At 69.7% G+C, this 22,489-nt stretch carries 2 protein-coding genes; both read right to left on the bottom strand.

Features of this window, described 5'->3' with window-relative positions; all coding sequences use genetic code 11:
- Positions 1-82: 82 nt before the first annotated feature.
- Positions 83-17,137, bottom strand: coding sequence for an SDR family NAD(P)-dependent oxidoreductase (locus tag ABIA35_RS36835; protein WP_370361012.1), 17,055 nt, complete (start codon positions 17,135-17,137; stop codon positions 83-85).
- A gap of 11 nt (positions 17,138-17,148) precedes the next feature.
- A complete protein-coding gene (locus tag ABIA35_RS36830) occupies positions 17,149-22,461 on the bottom strand; it encodes a type I polyketide synthase (RefSeq protein WP_370361011.1) in 5,313 nt (1,770 codons plus the stop codon).
- Positions 22,462-22,489: the final 28 nt, after the last annotated feature.

Here is a 22,489-nt window from a genome sequence, read left to right as displayed (position 1 = left end):
GTTCCCACGCATGGCATTGTTGTCGAGCCCTGTGATGAGGTGTCAAGCGTCCGGATCCTCGCCGTCATCGACCGCGCGCGAATCACGCATCCGGCCTACGGGAATCAAGCATCCCCAACCAGTCATGGACGGAACGGGCCGTGGTCGCGGCGTGCTCGTCCATCATCGAGAAATGATTGCCGGGTACGTCGACCACAGCGGACACCGTGTCCAACCGCGTCTGCCAGGTTCCCGTGCCCAGTTCCGGCCGGAGCGGCTCGGTCGCCCTCGCCAACAAAGTCGGAATCGGCAGCGGCTCCGGGCTCCAGTCCGCGAAGAACTCCGTCAGCCACATATAGGCGGACAGCCGGGTGCTGTCGACCGGCACCACGCTGTATGAGCGATCGTAGATGATCTCCAGGAATTCCTCGCGACCGATCTCCAGATAGGCGTGGCGCAGCGTGTAGGTGTCCAGCATCGCCACAGCGCGTGGCGGGCGTCCGAGTCCGCACAGGTGCCGGGCGATCTCATGGGCGAGCATTCCGCCGGAGGACGTGCCCAGCAGGACGAACGGAGCGTCGCCGACGTGATCGAGCACCGTGCGCGCCTGCAGCGAGATGAGCGCCGCCGCGTCGGCGGGCAGCGGCTCACCTGCGGTGAAGCCCGGCGCGGGCAGCGCCGAGACCCGCTCCGTGCCCGGCCACAGCGCGGCGAACTGGTAATAGATGTGGGCTCCGGTGGCCGGGGATATCGGGTTCACGCACACCAGCCGGAGATCACCGGACCCGGTGGCCAACGGCATCGCGGCCGGCGCATCAGGGATCTGCGACTCGTCGGCGAACATCCGCCGCAGCCGGGCGACGTTCAGCAGTAGCTGCGTACCCGTGTCGGCCTTGTTCTCCTTGACCGCCGTGAAATACAGCTCACTGATGAGATCGAAAGTCTCTGATTCCCCGGCCGGTTCCGGACCGGTCGGGATGTCGCCGGACAGCCGGTCGGCGACGTGGTTCGCGAGATCAGCCGGCGTCGGATGGTCGAAGACCACCGTGGAGGGCAGGCTCAGCTGCGTCAGCCGGTTCAGCCGGTTGCGCAGATCGACGGCCGCGAGCGAGTCGAAGCCCAGTTCCGGGAAGGTGCGGGCGCCCTCGACCAGCGTGGTGCCGCTGTGGCCGAGGGTCCCGGCCACCTGACCGCGTACCACCTCCAGCACGGCTTGCCGGCGAGCCGCGTCGTCCAGGCCGGCGAGGCGTTCCACGAGGCTCGCCTGTGCTTCGACGGCGGGCCGCCCGTTGTCGGCGCGCCGTGTTGTGACCAGCCGTCGCAGCAGCGCGGGCACTTCGCCGGAGGCGACCACGGCTGCCTCGTCGAACGAGGCGGCCATGAGCCGCGCCGCGCCGTTTCGGAGTGCGGCGTCGAACAGGCCGAGCGCCTGATTCGTGCCCAGCTCCCGCCATGCGTCGGCCGCCGTGGGCCGGGCACCGGAACGCGCCAGCGCCCGCTGCACCTCGGGGAGGTTCCCGATCAGCGGGCTGGGCCGTTCGGAGGTGAGGACGGGCGCAAAGCGGTCCCAGTCGACGTCGGCGACGAGGACGACCTGGCCGACACGGCCGTCCTTCCGCCCGATAGCGGCCAGCAGCGCGTCCAGCGCCCCGTCGCCGGACATGGGGATCAGGCCCACGCGACGCAGAACCCTCTCCGACGCCTCGTCACCCGCTATGCCGCTGCCGGCCCAAGCGCCCAAAGCCACCGAGGTGGAGACCCGTCCGCTCGCCAGCCGCTGCTCGGCGAGCGCTGCCAACCGGGCGTCGGCGGCGGCGTGCGCACCGTGCCCCAGGTGGCCCCAGACACCGGAGTCGGATGACAAAAGCACGAACGCGTCGAGCGGCCGGTCGCCCAGCAGTTCGTCCAGCACCGCCGCGCCGTCCGCCCTCCCGGACAACGCGTCCGCGAAACCGGCGAGGTCGATCTCCGCGAACGGGACCGGTTGGAGCGACCCGGCGGCGTGTACCACCGCGGTGACCGGCTGATCCGCCGGGACCGCCGCGAGCACGGCTGCGACGGCTTCCCGGTCCGACAGGTCGCACGCGGCCGACGTCACCGCGGTCCCAGACGCCTCCAAGTCGGCGACCAGACCGGCCGCCTCGGACGCGTCCGCACCGCGGTCGCTCAGCAGCACCAGGCGGGTCGCGCCCTCGGCAGCGAGGCGGCGGGCCACGTGCTTGCCGACGCCCGTGGTACCGCCGGTGACCAGAACCGTGCCGCGCGGCCGCCACGGGTCCGCCGCGTGCGGTCTTCCGCCGGGTGGCAGGCCACGAACCAGGCGACGTGCGTAGGTGCCATCGGCGCGCAGCGCGATCTGATCCTCGCCGTGGCCGCCGGCGAGCACAGCGGCCAGAGCAGGGCCGGTCCACGGACCGTCTCCCGTGCCCGGCAGGTCCACGAGGCCGCCCCAACCGCGCGGCCATTCCAGGGCGACGACCCCTCCGTAACCCCAGACCTGGGCCTGAGCCGACCGGGCCGGCCGGTCGCCGTCCGATACGGCCACAGCCCCCTGCGTCACACACCACAGTGGAACAGCCGTGTCCACATCGTGCAGCGCCTGGGTGAGTGCCACCGTGGAGGCCATGCCGACCGACACCGCCGGGTACTCCGGGTGTGGCCGTTCATCCGGTGCGAGCACGGAAACGATCCCGTGGACGCCCGCCGTCGCGGTGCGCAGCCGGGCGGCCAGCGACTGCCGGTCCGTCGCCTCGCCCGCTTCGATCGTGAACAGCTCGACCTGCGCTCCCGCTCGGGTCAGCGCCACCGCGACAGACGCGGACAACTCCTCGGCCCCCTCATGGCCCCGGCCCGGTGCGGCGAGCAGCCATCGGCCGGTGAGCTCGGCGCTCGGCGGGACGTCCGTCGGCCGCCAGCCGACGAGGTACGACGAGCGGTCCGCTGCCGGTCCGCCGGTGACGTCTTCTTCGGGCGCCCAGCGGCCCCAGACGAGGGATTGGCCGGGAAGACCGGCATCGCGGCGGTGCTGTGCGATGGCGTCGAGCGACCCGGCGACGGCTGCACCAGTGTCGCCGGCATCGCCGAGCAGGCCTGCCGCCGCGGAGAACACCACGAAGGCCGACAGGTCGAGACCACAAGTCTGCCGGTGCAGGTGCCATGTCGTGTTCACTGCGGACCACGACATCTCATCGCTGTCACCTGGCTCCGGGCGTGTGCCGTCGGGCATGCCGAGCGTGTGGATCACGGCCGTCAGCGGATACTCGGGCGGCACCGACGCCAGCAGCGCGGCCACCGACTCGGCGTCGGTGAGCTCGTCGGCCACCACCGTCACGGTCGCGCCCAGCAAAGACAGCTCGTGGATCAGTTCCGCCGGGTCCGTGTTCCGCTCGGCGGGCCGTCGGGTCAGGAGGAGGTGGCGCGCGCCGATGTCGGCCAGGTGCCGGGCTACGGCGGCTCCGGCGCCGCCGGTGCCGCCCGTCACGAGGATCGTGCCGTGCGGGGCACGGGCCAGGCCGAGCGCGTCCTTGTGGTTCCGGCCGTCATCCTCCGCGACCCTGGTGAGTCGCACGGCCTGTGCCACGCCCTCCCGAATGTGCACCTCGGGCTCTCCGGAGGCCAGGGCAGCCGGCAGGACTCCGACAGATGCTGGCGTGCCGTCGAAACTCACCAGAGCGAACCGGTCGGGATCCGCGGAACGTACGAGTCCTGCGAGTGCCGCTTGGATGATCCCTGTGCCTGTGTCGTCCCGCGTCACCAATACGGCCCGCGCTCTGGTTAGTGCAGGATGAGCAGCGAACCAGTCCAGAAGGCGCCGGGCCCGTGCCACGGCTTCCCGTAGCGCGTCCGGGAGGTCCTCTAGGTCGTTCGATCCGTCTGCGGCCGGGACGGTCAGCAGTACGGTCGTCGGTGCGGCGGCACCCGCTTCGAGTGCCGCGTCGAGGTCCTCAGGGCCGGGGTAGCAACGATCTGCCGGTACCCCCAGGTTGTCGTGCCCACCTACCAGGACGACGCTTTCGGCGTACCCGCTGCGTTCCACCGGAAGCGTCGTGCTCGTCAGCTCGAACAGCGCCTCTTGGGACACGGCGCGGGGAACGGCTGTGCCGATGCGCGGAGCGAGCCAGTAGTTCTGGTGTTGGAAGGGGTAGGTGGGGAGGTTGGTGGGTTGGCCGGGGGTTAGGAGCGTTCGCCAGTCGAGGGGCGTGCCGTGGATGTGGAGGTGCGCGAGTGCGGTGGTGAGTTGGGTGGTGTCGCCGTGGTCGCGCCGGAGGGTTTCGATGGCGATGGCGTCGGGATCGGTGTCAGTGATGGAGGCCGTCAGGATGGGGTGTGGGCTGGTCTCGATGTAGTGCGTGTGGCTGGTGTTCATCAGGGTGCGTATGGCGGGGTGGAAGGCGACCGGCTGGCGGAGGTTGTCGTACCAGTAGGCGGCGTCGGCCTCAATGCCCTTCATCCACGTACCGTTCATGGTCGAGTACCAGGGGATCTCGGCGTTGCGCGGAGAAATGGGTGCGAGGCTTTGAAGTATCTGCTCTCGGATGGTCTCGACATGCGGTGAGTGTGAGGCGTAGTCGACGTCGATCCGTCGGGCGTGGATGCCGGTGGTTTCGCAGTGTTCGAGTACGTGCTCGACCGTTTCGGTGTTGCCGGAGATCACCGTGGTGGCCGGGCCGTTGAGCGCGGCGATGGAGAGGTCCTTGCTCCAGGGCGCGATGAGTTCGCGGGTTGCGTCGGCGGACAGGGAGATGGATGCCATGGCGCCGTGTCCGGACAGCGTTCGTAGTGCTTGGGCGCGCAGTGCGACGATGCGTGTGGCGTCATCGAGGTTGAGTGCTCCGGCGATGTGGGCGGCGGCGATCTCGCCTTGGGAGTGTCCGACGACGGCGTCGGGGTGGATGCCGGACGCCTGCCAGAGATTGGCGAGGGCGACCATGACCGCGAACAAGGTCGGTTGCAGCACATCGACGCGCTCAAGAGGCGGTGCGTCAGCGGCGCCGCGGAGCACGTCGAGCAGTGACCAGTCGGTGTACTGGCGCAGGGCCTGATCGCACTCGGTGATGCGGGCCGCGAACACCGGGGAGGACTGGAGCAGATCCAGTCCCATGCCAACCCACTGCGAGCCCTGACCGGGGAAGACGAACACCGTCTTCCCGCCGGTGCGGGCGATGCCGGTGAGCACAGACGGTGCGGGCGTCCCGTCCGCCAGGGCGGCGGTGGCGTCGAGCAGGCTTTCACGGTCGTGGCCCAGGATGACGGCCCGGTGCGCGAAGTGGGTGCGGGTGGTCGCCAGCGACCAGGCGATGTCCGCAGGCGCCAGTTCAGGGCGCGCGCCGGCGTGCGCGGCCAGGCGTGCGGCCTGCTCGCGGAGACCATCAGCGGTCTTGGCCGACAACAACCACGGCACCACGGACGGTGCGAACGGCGCCGCGGCCGGCGTCGGCAGCGGTCGAGGCAGCTCGATCGGCGGCTGCTCAAGGATGACGTGGGCGTTGGTGCCACTGATCCCGAAGGCCGAGACCCCGGCTCGGCGCGGTCGCCCGAGCTCCGGCCAGTTGCGCGATTCGGTGAGGAGCCGGACCTGTCCGCTGGTCCAGTCGATGTGTGTGCTGGGCGTGTCTGCATAAAGGGTCTTGGGCAGGGTGCCGTGCCGCATGGCCTGCACCATCTTGATGACGCCGGCGACGCCTGCCGCGGCTTGGGTGTGCCCGATGTTCGACTTCAGGGAGCCGAGCCAGAGTGGTTGTCCGTCCGGCCGTTCCTGGCCGTAGGTGGCCAGCAGCGCCTGGGCCTCGATGGGGTCGCCTAGTCGGGTCCCCGTTCCGTGAGCTTCCACCGCGTCGATGTCGGCGGCGGACAGGCCTGCGTTCGCGAGGGCCTGTCGGATGACGCGTTGCTGCGATGGTCCGTTGGGTGCCGTGAGTCCGTTGCTGGCGCCGTCTTGGTTCACGGCGCTGCCTCGGACGACGGCCAGGACCGGATGTTGGTTGCGCTGGGCTTCCGAGAGCCGTTCGAGAACCAGGATGCCGATACCTTCACCCCAGCCGGTCCCGTCGGCGTCGTTGGAGAACGCGCGGCAGCGTCCGTCGGCGGACAGGGCACGTTGGCGGCTGAACTCGATGAAGCCGTCAGGCGTGGCCATGACGGTGACTCCACCGGCCAGGGCCAGCGAGGACTCGCCGGTCCGCAACGATTGCGCGGCCAGGTGCAGCGCGACCAACGACGACGAACACGCCGTGTCGATGGTGACCGCCGGGCCTTCCAGCCCGAACGTATAGGACAGGCGGCCGGACATCACGCTGGTGGCAGTGCCCGTACTCAAGTAGCCTTCGAGATCTTCGGCGTCGGGGCTGTTGGTGCCGTAGCCCTGGTGGTACGTGCCGATGAACACTCCGCTCTCGGTGCCGCGCAGAGCGGTGGGGTCGATCCCTGCGCGTTCGACGGCTTCCCAAGCGACCTCCAGGAGGAGGCGCTGCTGCGGGTCCATGGCAAGGGCCTCGCGTGGGGAGATGGTGAAGAAGTCCGGGTCGAAAGCCGCGGCGTCGCGGAGGAAACCGCCGCTCCGGGCATAGGTCGTGCCCTTGTTCTCCGGGTCCGGGTGGTAGAGGCCTTCGAGGTCCCAACCGCGGTCGTCGGGGAATGTGCCGATCGCGTCTCCGCCCTGATCCACCAGCCGCCACAGGTCTTCCGGGGTGGCGATGTCGCCGGCGAAGCGGCACGCCATGCCGACGATCACGATCGGGTCGTCGACCGCGCCCGGCGCACTCGCCGCGGTTGAACGGGCAGCCTGCTCGGCAGCCGCACTTTCGGAACCTGACAACTGGTCGAACAGGTGGGCACCCAACGCCTCGGGGCTCGGGTGGTCGAAGACGAGTGTTGCGGGGAGTCGTAGTCCGGTGGCGGTGGTGAGTCTGTTGCGGAGGTCGACGGCGGTGAGGGAGTCGAAGCCGAGGTCTTTGAAGGGGCGGTCGGGTGGGAGGTGGTCGGTGGTGGTGTGGCCGAGGACGGTGGCTGCTTGGGTGCGGACGAGGTCGAGCAGGAGCTGGTACTGCTTGGCCGTGGTCTGACCGGCCAGGCGGGTGACCAGGGTTTCCTGGGAACGCGCGGGCTGGAGGGGAAGGGGGCGTGCTGCGCGAGGGCGCAGGAGCGGGAGTGTCTCGTGCGGTCGACGTCCGGCGCGGGGGTTCTGGTCCGCGAGCATGAGGACGGGTTCGGTGCTCGCGAACGCGGTGTCGAGGAGAGCGAGTGCGCGCTCGGTGGTGAGCGTCGGGAGGCTGGTGGAGATGCGGTCGAGCGAGCCGTCGGTGAGGTGCCCGGTCATGGTGCTGGTTTGTTCCCACAGGCCCCATGCGGCCGATAGTGCCGGCAGGCCGAGGGTGTGTCGGTGGCGGGCGAGACCGTCGAGGTAGGCGCTGGCGGCGGCGTAGTTGGCTTGGCCTGGCGCGCCGAGTACGCCGGCGGCCGAAGAGAAGAGCACGAATGCGGCGAGTCCCATGTGCTGTGTCAGTTCATGGAGGTTCCATGCGGCGTCAGCTTTGGGACGCAGGACGGTGTGCAGTCGCTCTGGAGTGAGGGCGGTGAGGACACCGTCGTCGAGGACCCCGGCGGCATGGATCACTGCGGTGAGCGAGTGTTCGGCCGGCACGGTGTTGAGCAGGTCGGCCAGTGAGTCTTTGTCCGCGGCGTCGCAGGTTTCGATGGTGACGCGCGCGCCTGCTGCGGCCATTTCTGTGGCGAAGGTGTCGATGTCGGCCGCCTGGGGGCCGCTGCGGCTGGCCAGGAGCAGGTGGCGGATGCCGTGGTGGTCCACGAGGTGTCGGGCGACGATGCGGCCGAGGGTGCCGGTCCCGCCGGTGATCAGCACGGTGCCGTCGAGGTTCCAGGCCGGAGGCTCGGAGATCGGGCTCTCCGGCACGAGGCGCGGACTGAAGATCGTCGTCTCACGGACGGCGAGTTGCGGCTCGTCACCGCTTGCGACGGCGAGCACGTCGATGAGCGGGACGGGCTGGTCGTCGATGTCGAGCAGGACGAACCGGTCGGGGTGCTCGGACTGGGCCGCGCGGATCAGCCCCCAGACCGCTGCCCCGGCGAGTTCGGACGCCGGATCGGTCGCTCCGGTCTGCGGCCCGACGGCGTTCTCGGTGACGACGACGAGTCGAGCTGCGGCGAACCGGGATTCCGCGATCCAGGCCTGAGCGATGGACAGGACATCATCCAGGCCGGTCGGGGCAGCCAGGACCACCCAGGCGGGTACGGGAGCACCGCGGTCGATGCCGTCGATCAAACCGTCCAGATCGGCATACGGTTCCGAACCGGTGCTCAGCGGGTCATCGGTGCCGAGTATCGCGACCGGACCGAGCGCCGCCGAGCCCGCTACTCGTGCTGGAGACCAGTCGAGGCGGAAGGGTCCCGGCTCCGACGCCGGGACGCTGAGTTCCCCGGCTGCTATCGGCCGGGTCGTCAGGGCGGCGATGGTGGCGACGAGGTGGCCGGCGGTGTCGGTGAGTTCGAGGGCGGCCGTGTCGGGACCGGTCGGGGTCATGCGGACGCGCAGGGCTGTAGCGGCCCGGGTATGGAGGCGCAGGCCGTTCCAGGCGAAGGGGAGCCGGATCGTGTCGGCGCGGTCGTCGGTTGCGGTCTCGGTGCCGAGGGCGATCGTGTGGAGCGCGGCGTCCAGGAGGGCGGGGTGGATGTGGAACTGGTCGGCTTGCACGACGGCCTGATCGTCCAGCGCGATCTCGGCGTATATCTGCGTGCCGAGTCGCCAGGCGGACCGTAGCGCCCGGAAGGTCGGCCCGTAGGCGTATCCGTCGGTGGCGAACTGGTCATAGAGCTCTGTCACGTCAAGGGGTTCGGCGCCGACAGGCGGCCAGCTCGTGAAGTCGACGGGAGTGCCGAGGTCGCTTGCGGGGGCGAGGTGGCCGGAGGCGTGGCACACCCAGTCCGCGTCGGCGGTCTCGAGCTGGGAGTGGATACCGATGGCACGTCGGTCCTCGGCGTCCGGCTCGCCGACCACCACTTGCAGACGGACCGCGCCGTGGGAGGGCAGGATCAGCGGTCTGTGCAAGGTCAGCTCGTCGACGACGGCCGCGCTGATCGTGCTGGCGTGGAGGGCGAGTTCGGCGAAGCCGGTGCCGGGGAAGAGCACGGCGCCGCCGATCGTGTGATCCACGGTCCACGGGGCGGACTCGGTGGACAGCCGGCCGGTGAGCACCAGGCCGGTGGAGTCGGCGAGGCCGAGGGCCGCGGACAGCAGCGGATGGTGGGCCTGGTCGAGTCCTGCGGCGGCGAGGTCGCCGGTGGTTGGCGAGGGCTTGAGCCAGTAATTCTGGTGTTGGAAGGGGTAGGTGGGGAGGTCGATGGGTTGCGCGGGGGTGAGGAGTGGTTGCCAGTCGAGGGGTCTGCCGGTGGTGTGGAGTTGGGCGAGTGCGGTGGTGAGTTGGGTGGTGTCGCCGTGGTCGCGGCGGAGGGTTTCGACGGCTGCGGCTGCGGCGTCGGTGATGGACGTGGTCAGGACGGGGTGTGGGCTGACCTCGATGAAGTAGTGGTGGTTGGTGTCTATCAGGGTGCGTATGGCGGGGTGGAAGGCGACGGGGTGGCGGAGGTTGTCGTACCAGTAGGTGGTGTCGGCTTCGGTGCCGGTCATCCATGCGCTGTGCAGGGTGGAGTACCAGGGGATCTCGGCCTTGCGTGGAGTGATCGGTGCGAGCGTCTTGAGTATCTGTTCTTGGATGGTCTCGACGTGCGACGAGTGTGAGGCGTAGTCGACGTTGATTCGTCGGGCGTGGATGCTGCTGGTTTCGCAGTGCGTGAGTACCTGGTCGAGCGCTTCGGTGTTCCCGGAAATGACGGTGGTGGCCGGACCGTTGAGTGCGGCGATGGAAAGCTTTCCGTCCCAGGGCGCGATGAGTTCGCGTGTGGCGTCGGTGGACAGGGAGATGGATGCCATGCCGCCGTGGCCGGAGAGTTGCTGGAGTGCTTGGGCGCGCAGGGCGACCACGCGTGTGGCGTCATCGAGGCTGAGTGCTCCGGCGATGTGTGCGGCGGCGATCTCGCCTTGGGAGTGTCCGACGACGGCGTCGGGGTGGATACCGCTGGCCTGCCAGAGGTCAGCGAGAGCGACCATGACGGCGAACAGAGTCGGTTGCAGGACGTCGATCCGCTCAAGAGGCGGCGCTCCCGCGTTCCCCCGCAGGACGTCGAGCAGCGACCAGTCGCAGTACTTGCTGAGGACCTGGTCGCATTCGCTGATGCGGTCGGCGAACACGGGGGAGGACTGGAGCAAGTCCTGTCCCATACCAACCCACTGCGAACCCTGACCGGGAAAGACGAACACAGTCTTCCCGCCGCTGCGGGCGATGCCGGTGACGATGGACGGTCCGGGCGTACCTTCCGCCAGGGTGGCGGTGGCGCCTAGCAGGCTCTCCCGGTCGTGGCCGATGACCACGGCGCGGTGGGTGAAGTGAGTGCGGGTGGTCGCCAGGGACCAGGCGATGTCCGCAGGCTCCAGCTCCGGATGACGCGTCGCGTGTGCGGCCAGTCGTACTGCCTGCTCACGCAAACCCTCAGCAGTCTTGGCGGACAACAACCACGGCACCGCAGACGGCTCGAACGGCGCCGAGACCGGCGTCGGTTGTGGCTTGGATAGCAGTGCTGGCGGCTGCTCAAGGATGACGTGGGCATTCGTCCCGCTGACGCCGAACGCCGAGACACCCGCTCGGCGGAGACGGTCGCCGACCGCCCAAGGCTGGGCTTCAGTGAGGAGTTCGACGTGTCCGGCAGTCCAGTCGATGTGCGTGCTGGGTGTGTCGGCGTGCAGTGTCTTGGGCAGGGTGCCGTGTCGCATCGCCTGCACCATCTTGATGATGCCGGCGACGCCTGCTGCGGCCTGGGTGTGTCCGATGTTCGATTTCAGCGACCCCAGCCACAGCGGTTGTCCGGCAGGGCGGTCCTGGCCGTAGGTGCTGATGAGGGCCTGGGCTTCGATGGGATCGCCGAGTGCCGTACCAGTTCCGTGGGCTTCCACCGCGTCGATGTCGGCGGCGGCCAGTCCCGCGTTTGCCAGTGCCTGTCGGATGACGCGCTGCTGCGACGGCCCGTTCGGTGCGGTCAGCCCGTTGCTGGCGCCATCCTGGTTCACCGCGCTGCCGCGGATGACAGCCAGGACCGGATGACCGTTCCGCTGCGCATTGGAGAGTCGTTCCAGGACGAGGACTCCGACGCCTTCGGCCCAGCCGGTGCCATCAGCGCCGTCGGAGAACGCGCGGCAACGCCCGTCGGCGGACAGAGCACGCTGGCGGCTGAACTCGATGAAGCTGTCGGGTGTGGCCATGATGGTGACGCCACCGGCCAGGGCCAGCGACGACTCGCCGCTGCGCAGCGACTGCGCGGCCAGGTGCAGCGCGACCAGAGACGACGAACACGCCGTGTCCACCGTCACCGCCGGGCCTTCCAGCCCGAAGGCGTAGGAAAGCCGTCCGGACATGACGCTGGTGGCGTTGCCGGTGCTCAAGTAGCCTTCGACGTCTCCCGTATCAGGGCTGTTGTGGCCGTAGCCCTGCTGGTATGCGCCGATGAACACTCCGGCCTCAGTGCCACGCAAGGCGTCGGGCTGGATCCCCGCACGCTCGATGGCTTCCCAGGTGACTTCCAGCAGCAGGCGCTGCTGCGGGTCCATGGCCTGGGCCTCGCGCGGGGAGATGGTGAAGAAGGCCGGATCGAAGGCGGCGGCGTCGTGCACGAACCCGCCGGTCCGCACGTAGCTGGTCCCGGCGTGATCCGGGTCCGGATCGTACAACGCGTCCAGGTCCCAGCCACGGCTGGTGGGGAACCCGCCGATCGCGTCCCCGCCCTGATCGACCAGCCGCCACAGGTCATCGGGCGAGTTCACGCCACCAGGCAGGCGGCAGGCCATGCCGACGATCACGATCGGGTCCTCGGCCGTGCCCGGCGCAGCAGTCGCAGTCGTGCGGGCAACCCGCTCGACGGCCGCACTTCCCGCACCCGACAACTCGTCCAGCAGATAGGCGCCCAACGCCTCGGGACTCGGGTGGTCGAACACCAGCGTCGCGGGCAGGCGCAGTCCGGTCGCGTCGGCCAGCCGATTGCGCAGTTCCACCGCGGTCAGCGAATCGAATCCCAGATCGCGGAACGCCTGCCGGACGTCGATTCCCGCAGCGTCCGCCATTCCCAGGACGACGGCCGCATGGCCGCGCACCACCTCGACCGCCAGCTGCCCGCGTTCCGCGGCCGGGGTGTCGGCCAGGCGGGCGGCGAGGCCTGCGGGCCTGCTCCCGGCGGTGCCTCGGCGACGCGCCGTCCGGCGTACCAGTTCCCGCAGTACGTGCGGTACTTCGGCGGTCGCGGTGCTGACGGCGGACAGGTCGAGATCGACCGGAACCAGCACGGCGTCCGTTCGTCGCAAGGCGGCGTCGAACAGCGCCAGTCCTCGTTTTGCGGACAGCGGACGCAGACCTCCGCGCTCCATCCGTCGCACCTCTGCGTCCGCGAGCGACGCGGTCATCCCCCGCACCTGCGGAGCCCACGAGCCCCAGGCCAGTGACTGCCCGGGCAGCCCGCGTGCCCGCCGGTATTCGGCCAGCGCGTCCAGGGCGGTGTTGGCGGCCGCGTAGTTCGCCTGGCCCGCGGAGCCCAGGACGCCGGCGACTGAGGAGAAGACAACGAACGCGGCGAGATCGCCACGGTCCACTGTTAGCTCGTGCAGCAGCCATGCGGCGCCGATCTTGGGCCGCAGCACCGTGTCGAGCCGCTCCGGCGTCAGGGCCTCGACCGTGCCGTCGTCCAGGATTCCGGCCGTGTGGAAGACCCCCGTCAGCGGATGCTCCGGCGGGATCTCGCCGAGCAGCCGCGTCAGGTCGTTCCGGTCGGCCACGTCGCACGCCGCGATCGTCAGGTGGACACCAGCCGCGGCCAGTTCCGCGGCCAACGCCTGTGCTCCTTCGGCCTGGCCGCCGCTGCGGCTGACGAGGAGCAGGTGTCGCACGCCGTGATGATCCACGAGGTGCCGTGCCAGCAGCCTGCCGAGCCCTCCGGTGCCGCCGGTCAGCAGGACCGTGCCTTCCGGGTCGAATGTTGCAGGCGCCGCCGGTTCCGTCACGTCCAGAGGCATGAGCCGGACGCCGTGGATCGCGCCGTCGAGTACACGCACCTCGGGTTCACCCGACGCCACGGCGGCCGCGAGCAGATCTGGCGTGACTTCCGTGCCCTCCGCGGCATCGGAGGCGACCAGGACGAACCGGCCGGGGTGTTCCTGCTGCGCCGAACGGATCAGTCCGAGCGCGGCGGCCACGGCGATTCCGGATTCGTCCGCACCGCTGACCCAGAAAACCAGCCGGGTGTCCGTGAGTCGGTCGTCGGCCAGCCAGCCCTGGATCGCGGCCAGGACCCCGCGGGCCGCATCGCGTGCTTTGTCCGGTACGTCGATATCGGCGCCTTCCGGCGCGGTGACCGGGAACAGGACGAACTCCGGCGTCGGTGCGTCGGCGTCGGCGTCGGCGCTCGGCGGTTCCAGCGCCGTCGTCCCCAATCGGAACAGCGACCGCTGCGCGAACCGGTCACTGTCGACCGCCGCCTGCCCCGTCAGGGGGCGCATGGTGAGGGATCCGACGGAGAGCACCGGCAGCCCGGAGCCATCGGTGGCATCGACAGTCACGGTGTCGGTTCGCAGAGTACGTAGACGCACTCGCAGCGAGGTCGCTCCGGCCGCATACAAGGTGACGTCGCCCCAGGAAACCGGCGCCAGCACAGCGTCATTGCCGATACCGGAAGAGAAGGCGGCTGCGTGCAAGGCCGCGTCGAGCAGCGCCGGGTGCAGTCGCGAGCGTGCGGCGGTGTCCAGTTGCGAGCCCGGCAGCTGGACCTCGGCGAACACCTCCGCGTCCCGCCGCCAGACCGCCGTGAGCCCATGGGACGCGGGCCCGTCCAGCTCCACCGGCTCCGCATCGGTCGGCGGCCAGATCGTGGCGTCGAAGCCGCTGTCCGCGAGATCCTCGCTCAGGCCGTCACGGCCTGCGCTCTCGGCGAGCACACCGCTGGCGTGGCGTACCCACTCGGCGTCCTGGTCGCCGGTCATCCGGGAGAACACCTGCACCGCTCGGTGCCCTGCCGCGTCGGACGCGTCGACGACGACCTGGATGTCGGCCGGAAAGAAGAGCAGCGGCGCCTCCACGGTCAGCACCCGTACCACCGGAGTCCCCGCGCCCTCGCCGGCCTTCAGTGCGAGCTCGACGAATGCCGTCTCCGGCAGCATTGTCATTTCCCCGCGCCCCGCCAGCCAGGGATGCGTCCGCTCCGACAACCGACTGGTGAACACGAACCCGCCGGTACCCGGCAGTTCCAAACCGGCGCCGAGCAACGCGTGGTCGACTCGCTCAAGCCCCGCTGCGGTCACGTCGCCGCCTGCAGGTGCGGTCAGCCAGTACCGCTCGTGCTGGAAGGCGTAGGTCGGGAGGCTGTCCGTGCGCCGTGCGCCGGTTCCGTGGTACACGGCGGTCCAGTTCGGTGAGGTGCCGTGCACGTGCAGTCGGGCGATCGCGGTGGTGAGCGCGTGCTGCTCCGACTGGTTTCGGCGAAGCGCGGGTACTGCGATTCCGCCGGCGGGCAGCTCCGGCTGGACGAGTGCGGTGAGCGTGCTGTCGGGGCCGAGCTCCCAGAACTCGGTGACCTGTTCCGCGGCGAGGGTCTGGACGGCGTCGGCGAAGCGGACCGTGCGGCGTATCTGATCGGCCCAGTAGCGGGGATCGGTCAGCGTGTCCGGGGCGACCAGTTGGCCGGTGACCGTGGACACGACGGGTATCTCGGGCGCGGCGTAGTCGAGACGTTCAGCGGCGTGCGTGAATTCCTCGAGGATCGGCTCCATCAACGCGGAGTGGAACGCGTGGGACGTCTTGAGCCTGCGGGCACGACCAGCGCCGGTGGCCTCGAACCGCGCGGCGAGGTCGGTCACGGCGTCCTCGTCGCCGGAGATGACGAGGGATCGGGAACTGTTGATCGCGGCGATGCCGACCCGGCGGTCCTCGTACGCGGTCAGCAGCGGCTCGATCTCGGCTTCGTCGGCGGTGAGGCTGAACATGGCGCCGCTTCGCGGTAGCGCGTCCATGAGTCGCGCGCGCATCGTGACGAGGGTGCAGGCGTCTTCGAGCGAGAGGACGCCGGCGACGTGAGCGGCGGTGAGTTCGCCGATGGAGTGCCCGGCCAGATAGTCGGGCGTGATTCCCCAGGATTCGGCGAGCCGGAACAGCGCGACCTGGAGGGCGAATAAGGCGGGCTGCGCGTAGCGCGTGTGGTCGAGGAGGGAGGCCTGGGACGTACCGGGCTCGGCGAAGACGGTCTCGCGCAGGAACTGGCTGCCGTCAGGATCGAGGAGCGCCAGGCAGGCGTCCATGGCCTGGGCGAAGACCGGGTACGTGCTGTAGAGCTCGCGGCCCGCGCCGGGGCGTTGGCTGCCTTGGCCGGAGAACAGGAAAGCGATCGTCGGCTGAGACCTGCTGGTGGCGATGTGCAGGTTGGCGGAGTCGGCGCCGTCGGCCAGGGCCCGCAGGCCGACGGTGAGTTCGTCGAGGGTGGTGCCGACGACGGCCGCGCGGTGGGGAAGCGCGGTGCGGGCGGTCGCGAGGGAGTAGGCCACGTCAAGCGGGTCCGCGCCCGCGTGTTCGCAGTGGTCGAGCAACCGGGCGGCTTGTGCTCGCAGTGCCTGAGGAGTGTGTGCGGAAAGCACCCACGGCAGTGCAGCCGGCCTGACTTCCGCCGACGTGCGTTCCGAATCAGGTCGCGCGGCGGGCGCCTGCTCCAGGATGACGTGGGCGTTGGTGCCGCTGACGCCGAACGCGGAGACTCCGGCCCGGCGGGGATGGTCAGTCGCGGGCCAGGGCTGGGCTTCGGTGAGGAGCCGGACCTGTCCGCTGGTCCAGTCGATGTGTGTGCTGGGCGTGTCTGCATAAAGGGTCTTGGGCAGGGCGCCGTGCCGCATGGCCTGCACCATCTTGATGACGCCGGCGACGCCTGCCGCGGCCTGGGTGTGCCCGATGTTCGACTTCAGCGAGCCGAGCCAGAGTGGTTGTCCGTCCGGCCGGTTCTGGCCGTAGGTGGCCAGCAGCGCCTGGGCCTCGATCGGATCGCCCAGCCTGGTCGCGGTCCCGTGCGCCTCTACGGCATCGATGTCGCTCGGGGTGAGCCCGGCGTTGGCGAGCGCTTGCCGGATGACGCGCTGCTGCGACGGTCCGTTGGGCGCGGTCAATCCGTTGCTGGCGCCGTCTTGGTTCACGGCGCTGCCGCGGATGACAGCCAGAATCGGATGCCGGTTGCGCTGGGCTTCTGACAACCGTTCCAGGACGAGGACGCCGATGCCTTCGGCCCAGCCGGTGCCGTCGGCGTCTTCGGAGAACGCGCGGCATCGTCCGTCGGGTGACAGGGCGCGTTGACGGCTGAATTCGATGAAGCCCTCGGGTGTGGCGATGACGGTGACGCCGCCTGCCAGGGCGAGTGTGGACTCGCCGGTGCGCAGCGATTGCGCGGCCAGGTGCAGCGCGACCAGTGAGGACGAACACGCCGTGTCGACGGTGACCGCCGGGCCCTCCAACCCGAAGGTGTATGCGACCCGGCCCGAGGCCAGGCTGCCGACGCTCGCTGATTCGGCGTAGTCGTGGTGCATCAGCCCGGTGAACACCCCGGTCTTGGACCCGCTCAGTGAGGTGGCGTCGATTCCGGCGTTCTCCATGGCCTCCCAGGAGACCTCCAGCAGCAGCCGTTGCTGCGGATCGATCGAGGCCGCCTCGCGGGGCGTCAGATGGAAGAACGTCGGATCGAACCCGGCCGCGTCGTGCAGGAAGCCGCCGTGGCGCGCGTAGGTCGAACCGGGCCGCTCGCCCGACGGGTCGTACAAGGCGTCGATGTCCCAGCCCCGGTCGGTGGGGAATGCGACGATCGCATCGCCCGCTTCGTCGACCAGTCGCCACAGGTCCTCCGGCGAGTCCACGCCACCGGGCAGTCGGCATGCCATGCCGATGATCGCGATCGGTTCCCGCTGGGCCGCCGTCAGCCGGTCGTTGCGCTCCCGCAGCCGCTCGGCCTCTTTCACCGAGGTGCGCAGCGCATCGAGCAGTCGGGCGTTGGTGGCGTTGGTGGCGTTGTCGTCGGAGGGTGCCATGGGAGCAGGCCTCACATCTCTCGTCTGGCGTCGTCGAAACCGGCGCTGGTACCGGTGCCGGTGTCGCCGTGCAACGCCAGGTTGATCAGGCTTTCGGCGTCCAGGGCGTCGATGTGGCCCCAGCGGTCGGGGTCGGATTCCTCGGGGACATCGCTTGCGGGGGCAGGCTCGTCACCCCGCAGCAGCTCGGCGAGATGGTCGGCGAGCGATCGCGGTTTCGGATAGTCGAAGACGAGTGTCGCGGGGAGTCGTAGTCCGGTGGCGGTGGTGAGTCTGTTGCGGAGGTCGACGGCGGTGAGGGAGTCGAAGCCGAGGTCTTTGAAGGGGCGGTCGGGTGGGAGGTGTTCGGTGGTGGTGTGGCCGAGGACGGTGGCTGCTTGGGTGCGGACGAGGTCGAGCAGGAGCTGGTGCTGCCTGGCCGTGGTCTGACCGGTCAGGCGGGTGACGATGCTGGTCCCGGCAGGCACGGCCCGACCGGAGCGCGCGGTGCGGCGCGGGCTGACGGGGACCCGGTCGACGAGGGTGAGGGTGGGCTCGGTGCTCGCGAGCGCGGTGTCGAGCAGGCTAAGGGCACGCTCGGTCGTCAGTGCGGGAAGCGCGTTTGTGGTCGTCCTGGCCTGGAGGGTGTCCGTGAGGTGGGCGGTCATGGTGCTGGTTTGTTCCCACAAACCCCACGCGGTGGACAGGGCTGGCAGGCCGAGGGTGTGTCGGTGGCGGGCGAGGCCGTCGAGGTAGGCGTTGGCGGCGGCGTAGTTGGCTTGGCCTGGGTTGCCGAGGGTGCCGGCAGCGGAGGAGAACAGGACGAATGCGGTGAGGTCCATGTGCTGTGTGAGCGCATGGAGGTTCCGGGCTGCGTCGGCTTTGGGGCGGAAGACGGTGCGGAGTCGTTCTGGGGTGAGGGCGGTCAGGACGCCGTCGTCGAGGACTCCGGCGGCGTGGATCACGCCGGTGAGCGGGTGCTCTTGGGGCACAGTACCGAGCAATCGGGCCAGTGCTTCCTTGTCGGCGACGTCGCAGGCTTCGATGGTCACGTGGGCGCCTGCCCCTGCCATCTCTGTGGCGAAGGTGTCGATGTCGGCCGCCTGCGGGCCGCTGCGGCTGACCAGGAGCAGGTGGCGGATGCCGTGGTGGTCCACGAGGTGCCGGGCGACGATGCGGCCGAGGGTGCCGGTCCCGCCGGTGATCAGCACGGTGCCGTCAGGATTCCAGGCCGGCGGCGTGGAGACCGGGTCCGGATCGACCGGGACGAGACGGGGCGCGAGGACGATTCCGTTGCGCACGGCGAGTTGCGGCTCGTCGTTGGCTGCTGCGGCGAGGACGTCGGCGAGCGGGAGGGACTGCCGGTCGTCGACATCGAGCAGGACGAACCGGTCGGGGTGCTCGGACTGGGCCGCGCGGATCAGTCCCCAGACCGCTGCCCCGGCGAGTTCGGACGCCTGGTCCGTCGACGAACCGCTCTGCGGTCCGACGGCGTTCTCCGTGACGAGGACGAGCCGGGAGGCGGCAAAGCGGGGGTCTGCGATCCAGGCCTGGGCTGTGGCCAGAACCTCGTCTAACGCGGGGTGCGTAGGCACGATCACCCATGTGGGAACCGGGGTGCCGTGGTCGGTGGCGGTGCGCAGCGTGTCCAGGTCGTCGTACCACTCGGAGGCGGTGTCGAGCGCGCCCACTTTGCCGATCGGCGCGGGGGACCAGTCGAAGCGGAAGGGACCCGTGGTGGCGGCGGTCGGCCGAGTGACCAGGGAGGCGATCGAGGCGACCGGTTCGCCGGTCGCCAGATCGGCGAGTTCGAGGGTGACCGCGTCGGGGCCGGTCGGGGTCATGCGGACGCGCAGAGCCGTGGCACCGGATGTGTGCAGACGCAGGCCGTTCCAGGCGAAGGGGAGCCGGATCGTGCCGGCGGGGTCGTCGTGCGCGGTCTCGGTGTCGAGGGCGACGGAGTGAAGGGCCGCATCCAGGAGCGCGGGGTGGATGGTGAAGGCGCGGGCCTCATCAGCCGCTTGGTCGTCGAGCGTGATCTCGGCGTAGATGCTCTGTCCGTGTCGCCAGGCGGCGTGCAGCGCCTGGAACGCGGCGCCGTAGGCGTATCCGCGGACGGCGAGTCGGTCGTAGAGCCCTGTCACGTCAAGAGCTTTGGCGCCGACGGGCGGCCAGGTGCTGAGCTCGTCGGGAACAGCCGTCTCGGTCGCTGGAACGAGGAAGCCGGTGGCGTGGCACTCCCACTCCGCGTCGGCTGTCTCGGCGCGCGTGTGAATGCTGATAGAGCGTTGGGCGGCGTCGGCAGCGGCGCCGACCAGGACCTGCAGCCGAGTCCCGCCGTGGGCGGGCAGCGCAAGTGGTGCCAGCAGTGTCAATTCCTCCACGGTGTGCTCATCGCCGGTGAGGGCGGCGGCGTGGAGGGCGAGTTCGGCGAAGCCCGCGCCGGGAAACAGCACGGCGCCGCCCACGACGTGATCCACGGTCCACGGGGCGGACTCGGTGGACAGCCGGCCGGTGAGGACCAGTCCGGTGGAGTCGGCCAGCGGCAGCGCCGCCGACAGAAGCGGGTGGCTGCTGTGATCGAGCCCTGATGCCGAGAGGCTGTGAGCGTTGCGAGAAGACTTGAGCCAGTAGTTCTGGTGTTGGAAAGCGTAGGTGGGGAGGTCGGCGGATCGTCCGGGCGTGAGGAGTGGTTGCCAGTCCAGTGGTCTGCCGTGGATGTGGAGCTGCGCGAGTGCGGTGGTGAGTTGGGTGGTGTCGCCGTGGTCGCGGCGGAGGGTTTCGACGGCTGCGGCGTCGGCGTCGGTGATGGACGTGGTCAGGACGGGGTGTGGGCTGACCTCGATGAAGTAGCGGTGGTTGGTGTCTATCAGGGTGCGTATGGCGGGGTGGAAGGCGACGGGGTGGCGGAGGTTGTCGTACCAGTAGGTGGCGTCGGCTTCGGTGCCGGTCATCCATGCGCTGTGCAGGGTGGAGTACCAGGGGATCTCGGTATTGCGTGGAGTGATCGGTGTGAGCGTCTTGAGTATCTGTTCTTGGATGGTCTCGACGTGCGACGAGTGTGAGGCGTAGTCGACGTTGATTCGTCGGGCGTGGACGCCGGTGGTTTCGCAGTGCACGAGTACCTGGTCGAGCGTTTCGGTTTCGCCGGAGACGATGGTGGTGGCCGGGCCGTTCAACGCGGCGATGGAGAGATCATTGCTCCAGGCAGCGATGAGTTCGCGTGTGGCGTCGGCGGACAGGGAGATGGATGCCATGCCGCCGTGGCCGGACAGTTGTTGGAGTGCTTGAGCCCGTAGGGCCACGACTCGTGTGGCGTCATCGAGGCTGAGTGCTCCGGCGACGTGTGCGGCGGCGATCTCGCCTTGGGAGTGTCCGATGACGGCGTCGGGGCGGATGCCGCAGGCCTGCCAGAGGTCAGCGAGGGCGACCATGACCGCGAACAAGGTCGGTTGCAGCACATCGACGCGTTCCAGTGGCGCTGCGTCGGTGGTGCCTTGGAGCACATCGAGCAGGGACCAGTCGGTGTACTGACGTAGAGCCTGATCGCACGCGGCGATGCGAGCAGCGAACACCGGGGAGGACTGGAGCAGATCCAGTCCCATACCAACCCACTGCGAACCCTGACCGGGGAAGACGAACACGGTCTTCCCGCCGGCGCGGGCGACGCCGGCGACCGCCGATGGTGCGGGCGTCCCCTGCGCGAAGGCGGTGGTGGCGTCGAGCAGGCTTTCGCGGTCCTGGCCGATCACCACGGCGCGATGAGTGAAGTGGGTGCGAGTGGTGGCCAGAGCCCAGGCGACGTCCGCGGGCGTCGATCCCGGGCGGGCGCTGACGTGCGAGGCGAACCGTGCCGCCTGCTCCCGCAAACCCTCAGCGGTCTTGGCCGACAACAACCACGGCACCGCAGAGGGCTCGAACGGTGTCGGGACTGGCGTCGGTCGCAGCTGAGGTTGAGGAGCAGGCGGATCCTCGAGGATGACGTGGGCATTCGTGCCGCTGACACCGAAAGCGGAGACACCCGCCCGGCGGGGCCGGTCGCCGACCGGCCAAGGCTGGGCTTCGGTCAGCAGCCTGACGTGGCCGTCGGTCCAGTCGATCTTGGTCGTCGGCCGGGTGACGTGGAGGGTGCGGGGGAGCACACCGTGCTGCATGGACACGGTCATCTTCATGATGCCGGCGATGCCCGCGGCGGCCTGCGTGTGACCGATGTTGGATTTCAGAGTGCCCAGCCACAGCGGCCGGCCGTCCGGCCTGCCCTGTCCATAGGTGTTGATCAAGGCTTGGGCTTCGATGGGGTCACCCAGCGCGGTACCGGTCCCGTGGGCTTCGACCGCGTCGATGTCGGCTGCTGTGAGCCCGGCGTTGGTGAGTGCCTGTCGGATGACGCGCTGCTGCGACGGCCCGTTCGGTGCGGTCAGCCCGTTGCTGGCACCATCCTGGTTCACCGCGCTGCCGCGGATGACGGCCAGGACCGGATGACCGTTCCGCTGCGCATCGGAGAGCCGTTCCAGGACGAGGACTCCGACTCCTTCGGCCCAGCCGGTGCCGTCGGCGTCGTCGGAGAACGCGTGGCAGCGACCGTCGGAGGACAGGCCGCGCTGCCGGCTGAAGGCGACGAACGCCCCCGGTGTGGCCAGCACGCTCACCCCGGCGGCCAGGGCCAGGGCGCACTCGTCCTGGCGCAGGGCCTGCCCGGCCAGGTGCAGCGCGACCAACGACGACGAACACGCCGTGTCCACCGTGACCGCCGGGCCTTCCAGCCCGAGGGTGTACGCGATCCGGCCGGCCAGCACCGAAGCGGCCGTACTCAAGCCCAGATATCCCTCATACTCGGCCGGGACGTCGGCGACCACCTCGTCCCAGTAGTCCTGACCGCTCGTCCCGACGTACACGCCGGTACGGCCGCCTCGCAACGTCTCCGGTCGGATACCGGCGCGCTCGATCGCCTCCCACGCGGTCTCCAACAGCAGCCGCTGCTGCGGGTCGATCGCCGTCGCCTCACGGGGTGAGATGTCGAAGAAGCCGGCGTCGAACGCGGCGGCGTCGATGAATCCGCCGGTCCGGACATAGCTGGTCCCCGCGTGGTCGGGGTCCGGGTCGTACAGCGCGTCCAGATCCCACCCGCGGTCGGTGGGGAAACTCGACACCGCATCCGTGCCCTGATCGACGAGTCGCCACAGGTCTTCGGGACTGTCGACCCTGCCGGGGAACCGGCAGGCCATACCGATGATGGCGATCGGCTCACGGGCCCGCTGCTCGGCCTGCCGGAGCCGGTCGCGGGTCTGGTCCAGCTCGGTGCTGACCCGCTTCAGGTAGTCGAGGAGCTTCGCTTCGTTGTCCACTTCCGCCATCTCGCTGATTTCCGATCGA

This window comes from Catenulispora sp. MAP12-49 (assembly GCF_041262705.1).
Lineage (GTDB): Bacteria > Actinomycetota > Actinomycetes > Streptomycetales > Catenulisporaceae > Catenulispora.
Note: the sequence above shows the minus strand (reverse complement) of the source record. Positions and strands in the feature narration are given on the sequence as shown.

Bases quoted from the DNA above. Each gene is read 5' to 3' on its own strand.
- ABIA35_RS36835 (WP_370361012.1), bottom strand. From the start codon at position 17,137: ATGGCACCCTCCGACGACAACGCCACCAACGCCACCAACGCCCGACTG.